This window comes from Streptomyces synnematoformans, assembly GCF_039531005.1.
GTDB lineage: Bacteria > Actinomycetota > Actinomycetes > Streptomycetales > Streptomycetaceae > Streptomyces > Streptomyces synnematoformans.
Map to the genome: position 1 here is coordinate 1 of NZ_BAAAPF010000409.1, position 5219 is coordinate 5219.

General features: G+C 73.5%; 7 protein-coding genes. 5 read left to right on the forward strand and 2 right to left on the reverse strand.

Annotated elements, in window-relative coordinates:
* The coding region (locus ABD317_RS33205) for a carbohydrate ABC transporter permease (RefSeq protein WP_344294971.1) at window positions 1–851 on the forward strand (851 nt) is incomplete at its 5' end.
* A 3-nt stretch (window positions 852–854) separates the two neighbouring features.
* Window positions 855–1760 carry a carbohydrate ABC transporter permease gene (locus tag ABD317_RS33210; RefSeq protein WP_344294973.1) on the forward strand — a complete coding sequence of 302 codons (906 nt, stop codon included), beginning with the start codon at window positions 855–857 and terminating at the stop codon, window positions 1758–1760.
* Between the two features lie 89 nt (window positions 1761–1849).
* Here the strand turns inward: ABD317_RS33210 and ABD317_RS33215 are convergent, their stop codons facing one another.
* Window positions 1850–2395 carry a lytic polysaccharide monooxygenase gene (locus ABD317_RS33215; RefSeq protein ID WP_027755265.1) on the reverse strand — a complete coding sequence of 182 codons (546 nt, stop codon included), beginning with the start codon at window positions 2393–2395 and terminating at the stop codon, window positions 1850–1852.
* A 156-nt stretch (window positions 2396–2551) separates the two neighbouring features.
* Here ABD317_RS33215 and ABD317_RS33220 point away from each other — a divergent pair, with 156 nt between their 5' ends.
* Both ABD317_RS33220 and ABD317_RS33225 read left to right on the forward strand, forming a co-directional pair.
* Window positions 2552–3262, forward strand: coding sequence for a helix-turn-helix domain-containing protein (locus ABD317_RS33220; RefSeq protein ID WP_234020095.1), 711 nt, complete (start codon window positions 2552–2554; stop codon window positions 3260–3262).
* Between the two features lie 196 nt (window positions 3263–3458).
* A complete protein-coding gene (locus ABD317_RS33225; RefSeq protein WP_425582501.1) occupies window positions 3459–3908 on the forward strand; it encodes a GNAT family N-acetyltransferase in 450 nt (149 codons plus the stop codon).
* A gap of 29 nt (window positions 3909–3937) precedes the next feature.
* Here the strand turns inward: ABD317_RS33225 and ABD317_RS33230 are convergent, their stop codons facing one another.
* Entirely contained in the window at window positions 3938–4816 is an 879-nt protein-coding gene (locus ABD317_RS33230) for an oxidoreductase (RefSeq protein WP_344294975.1), read from the reverse strand.
* A 143-nt stretch (window positions 4817–4959) separates the two neighbouring features.
* Here ABD317_RS33230 and ABD317_RS33235 point away from each other — a divergent pair.
* Window positions 4960–5219: LysR family transcriptional regulator (locus tag ABD317_RS33235; protein WP_344294977.1), on the forward strand; the 260-nt coding region annotated here is incomplete at its 3' end.

Sequence of the window (5219 nt, forward strand, 5' to 3'; positions counted from 1 at the left end):
GCGCGCTCCTGCGGGCGCTGCCCGTGGGTCCCGCGGTCGTCCTGATGCTGCTGTTCCTGGCCGGTCCCATCGCGTACTGCGTGTGGATCGCCTTCACCGACCTGCAGCTCTCCGGCCAGGCCGAGTCGTCGTTCGTCGGGCTGGAGAACTTCCGCACCGCCTTCGGCGACGAGGGCTTCATCAACGCCGTCTGGCTGACGCTGGTGTTCACGATCCTGTCGTCGATCGTCGGCCAGAACACCCTCGGGCTGGCGCTCGCGTCGCTGATGCAGCGGGCCTCGAAGGCGGTGCGTACCGTCACCGGCGCGATCGTCATCACCGCCTGGGTGGTGCCCGAGGTCGTCGCCGGCTTCCTGCTCTACGCCTTCTTCCGCCGCGAGGGCACGCTCAACTCCGTGCTCGACTGGCTCCATCTGCCCAGCCAGAACTGGCTGTACACGCTGCCGATCCTGGCGGTGTCGTTCGCCAACATCTGGCGCGGCACGGCGTTCTCCATGCTCGTCTACTCCGCCGCGCTCTCCGAGATCCCGAAGGAGATCACGGAGGCGGCCGAGGTGGACGGCGCGGGCGGCTGGCGCAAGCTGTGGCACGTCACGCTGCCGATGATCCGCCGCTCCATCGCCACCAACCTGATGCTCAACACCCTGCAGACCCTCTCGGTCTTCGGGCTGATCTGGGCGATGACCCGCGGCGGCCCGGGCGACCGCAGCCAGACGCTGCCGCTGTTCATGTACGAGCAGGCCTTCAAGAACAGCCTGCTCGGCTACGGCACGGCGGTCGCCCTGCTCCTGCTGCTGGTCGGCGCCCTGTTCTCGCTGGTGTACATGCGGATGCTGCGTACGGAGGTATGAGCGATGCCCACGTCCACGCTCACCCGCGACGACCCCCCGCCCCCGCGGACGCCGCGCCGGCGCGGCCGCTTCGCCCGTACGCTCGCCGGGCGCAAGCACAGCCGGCGGCTGGCCGCCGACCTGTGCCTGCTGCTGGCGGCACTGGCGTTCGTGCTGCCGCTGGCCTGGCTGGTCTTCTCGTCCGTCGACGCGGACTCGGGCCTGACGGCCCGGCCGCCGACGGACGTCACCTGGGACAACTTCGACGCGGTGATGACCACCGACATCACCTTCCGCCCGCTGCTCAACAGCCTGATCCTGTGCGGCGGGGCGACGGCCGTCACGGTCGTCGCGGCGGCGCTCGCGGCGTACCCGCTGTCGCGCTACCGCTCGCGGCTGAACCGCCCGTTCATGCTGACGATCCTCTTCACCACCAGCCTGCCGATCACCGCCATCATGGTGCCGGTCTACGGGCTGTTCGTGCAGATCAACCTCATCGACTCGATGTCCGGCACGGCCCTCTTCCTGGCCAGCTCGCAGCTGCCGTTCGCGATCTGGCTGATGAAGAACTTCATGGACGGGGTGCCGAAGGTGCTGGAGGAGGCCGCCTGGACGGACGGCGCGTCGTCGATGCAGGCACTGGTGCGGGTCATCCTGCCGCTGATGGGCCCGGGGGTCGTGGTGGTGACCATCTTCTCGTTCATCATGATGTGGGGGAACTTCTTCGTCCCCTTCATGCTGCTGCTCAGCCCGGACCAGATGCCGGCCTCCGTGTCGATCTTCGAGCTGTTCGGCAACATGGGGTCGGTGGTCTACGGGGAGCTGGCGGCGTTCTCGATCCTCTACTCGGCGCCGGCGGTGCTGCTGTACGTGCTGATCGCCCGCCGGCTCGGCGGCGGCTTCGCGCTGGGCGGCGCGGTGAAGGGCTGACCGGGGCCTGGCCGCGCCCTCCACCGCAGCCCGCGGGGCCGCGCGCACGCGCCCGGCGGGGTCCGCCCCGCCGGGCGCGCGGGCGGGCGTCAGCCGCCGATGTTCACGTCGACGCAGGCGTAGAAGGCGTTGGCCGTGTCGGCGACGTTCCACACGGCGAGCACCTTCTGCTTGCCGGTGATGCCGCCGAAGTCGACGGTGTGGCTGAACTCGGCCGGCGGCCGCGCGCCGCCGTCGTCGAACTCCGCCACCTTCTGGCCGCCGACGAAGTACTGCCAGGTGCTGGTGCTGTGCCGGGCGGTGATCTTCCAGTTGAACGTCGTGGTGCTGCCGACGTTCGTGACGGCCCAGCCCTTGCCGTCGTCGTCCAGCTCGGCGAAGCCCTCGTTCCCGCCGCTGCAGCTGGTCAGGCCCTTCGGGCCCTCGACGCTCTGCGGCTCGTACGAGATGGCGCCGCACTCGACGGCGCCCGTCGCACACTGGTCCTGGCGGCTCGGCGGGTTGGTGATCCAGCCGTGCGCGCCCGCCTGCTGGGCGGGGAGGGCCAGCAGGAGCAGCGGGGCGGCGCCCGCGCCGACGACGGCCGCCCGGAGGGCTTTGCGGCCCCTCCCGGCCCGCTTGGTGCTGCGGTGCATACAACTCTCCTTGCACGGGGGGTAATTGGTCTAGACTTTAGTCATTGGCCGTTCACCGTCAACCCCTGCAGCGCACACGCAACTCTCCGCGCCCGCGCCCCGCCTTCGGCGGAACGCACGGTTGATAACGGGTGCCCCACTACCTACGGTGACGGTGTGACGACAAAGGCGCCCGGCTCCGGCGCCGGTCCGCCGGAGCACCGACCACCTTTCGACCCCGCGGCGGCCCGTCGATTACGCCGCGCGTTAGGGCTCGGCCACGACCACGTCGCGTACGGCATGCGCGCCGCCTACGGCCTGGCCGTACCCGCCGCCGCGGTCGCCGACTGGGAGAAGGGCCACGCCCGCCCCACCCGCCACGAACTCGACGCCCTCGCCGGCGCCCTGTGGTGCACCCCGGCCGACCTCATGGGCTCCCCCACCTCACTCCGCGCCCACCGCCGGGCCCACGGCCTCCCCCTCGACGACGTCGCCCGGCACATCGGCATGGACCCCGCGACGTACCTCAGCGCCGAGCAGACCGGCCGCTGGCCCGGCACCGAGTCCCAGGCCACCCGGCTCGCCCACCTCCTGCGCCTCCCCCTCCCGGACCTCCTGGACCTCACCGGCCGCAGCGAACCCCTCGCCGGCCACCTCCGCGAGGCGGCCACCACCCGCTGGCAGCCCCAGCTCCGCCCCATAGCCCGCCTCACCCGCCTCCCCCGCCGCCCCCTGGAACGCGCCCTGAGCACCCTCCACGAGGAGTACCAGGCCCGCATCGCCGCCGCCGCGAACTGGGGCGACGATCCCGGCTCGGAGACCACCGCGGCGGCCGCGACGTACCTGCAGCAGGTGCTCCCCCGCTTCTGGGAACTGCTCCGCAACTGACGCCCGGGGGACGGCCTTCGCCACCCGTGGCGACCGTCGCTACGGTGTACGAAACGGAAGCGGCCGCGCGTACGCCCGGGAGAAGACCACGTCACCGGAGGTTCCGACGCACACCGAACTGGCCGACGCCGTCGGCGAGACCCTACGCACCGCACGCCTCGACCTGCTCCCGCTGCGCGTCGAGCACGCCGACGAGATGGCCGGCGTGCTCGGCGACCCCGCGCTCTACGAGTTCACCGGCGGCGCTCCGCCCTCGCCGGGCGAGCTGCGCACGCGCTACGCGCGGCTGGCCGCCGGGGCGCCCGGGGGCGGGACGGTGTGGGGCAACTGGGTGCTGCGCGTACGGGCCGACGGCGTGCTCGGCGGGTACGTGCAGACGACCATCCGGGACGCGATCGCCGAGGTCGCCTGGGTCGTGGGGACTCCGTGGCAGGGGCGGGGCCTCGCCGGCGAGGCCGCCCGGGGGCTGGTCGGGCGGCTCGCGCGGCTGCCGCTGCGGGCCGTCGTCGCGCACGTCCACCCCGGTCACCGCGCCTCCGCCGCCGTCGCGGCCGCCGCCGGACTGGTGCGTACGGACCTCGTCCACGACGGCGAGGCCGTCTGGCGGCTCGACCTCCCCGGCCCCGCCGGCCCCACCACCGCGTAGGCGGCGCCGTACGGGCCGGCGCCGCGCCGTCAGGCCCGGCGGCCGATCTCGTCCAGCTCGGCGAACTCCTCGTCGGAGAGCCGGAGTCCCGCTCCGGCGGCGTTCTCGCGCAGGTGCGCCACCGACGACGTGCCGGGGATCAGCAGGATGTTCGGCGACCGCCGCAGCAGCCAGGCCAGGGCGACCGGCAGCGGCGCCGCGCCCCGCCGGGCGGCCACGGCGGACAGTGCGGCGGACTGCAGCGGGCTGAAGCCGCCGAGGGGGAAGAAGGGCACGTAGGCGATGCCCTGGGCGGCGAGGTCGTCGATCAGGTCGTCGTCCCGGCGGTGGGCGAGGTTGTACATGTTCTGCACGCACACGACCGGCGCGATCGTCTGCGCCTCGGCGACCTGCTCCGCCGTCGCGTTGCTCACGCCGAGGTGCCGGATCAGTCCCTGCTGCCGCAGTTCCGCGAGGGCCTCGAAGGGTTCGGCGAGCGAGCCGGGCCGGGTGCCCTCGGCGTCGCCGAGGCGCAGGTTGACCACGTCGAGCGCGTCGAGGCCGAGGTCGTCGAGGTTCTCGCGGACGGCGCGGCGCAGGTCCTCGGGGCGCCGGGCGGGCGGCCAGCCGCCCTGCTCGTCGCGGACCGCGCCGACCTTCGTGACGAGGTGCAGCGGCGCGGGGTAGGGGTGCAGCGCTTCGCGGATCAGCCGGTTGGTGACGCGCGGCCCGTACGCGCCCGCGGTGTCGATGTGCGTGATCCCGAGGTCGGCCGCCTCGCGTAGGACGGCGAGGGCGCCGTCGCGGTCGGCGGGCGGGCCCATGACGCCGGGGCCGGCGAGCTGCATGGCGCCGTAGCCGAAGCGGGTGACGGCCAGATCGCCCAGCGGGTGGGTGCCGCCGGGGAGCGGGACGGAGGGGGTGCTCATGGTTCTGCCTTCGCTGTCGGGCGGGTGTGCCGGGCGGCTGCCCCGCCCGTGCCGTCGATGGTCGCCGGGGGGCGGGCGAGGCGGCCAATACCGACCCGGTCGGCTGTCATACCCGGCCGGTATCACCGACGTACGCTGGGGTCATGGACACCGTGGAGACCCGCGAGCTGCGGTACTTCGTCGCGGTCGCCGAGGAGCTGCACTTCGGCCGCGCCGCCGAACGCCTCGGCATGGCCCAGCCGCCGCTGTCCCGGGCGGTCCAGCAGCTCGAACGGCGCCTCGGCGTCCGGCTGCTGGTGCGCGACCGCCGCGGCGTCGCGCTGACCGGGGCCGGGGAGATGCTGCTGCACGAGGGCCGCGCCGCCGTCGACGCCGCCACCGCCGCCGTCCGCCGCACCCGCGA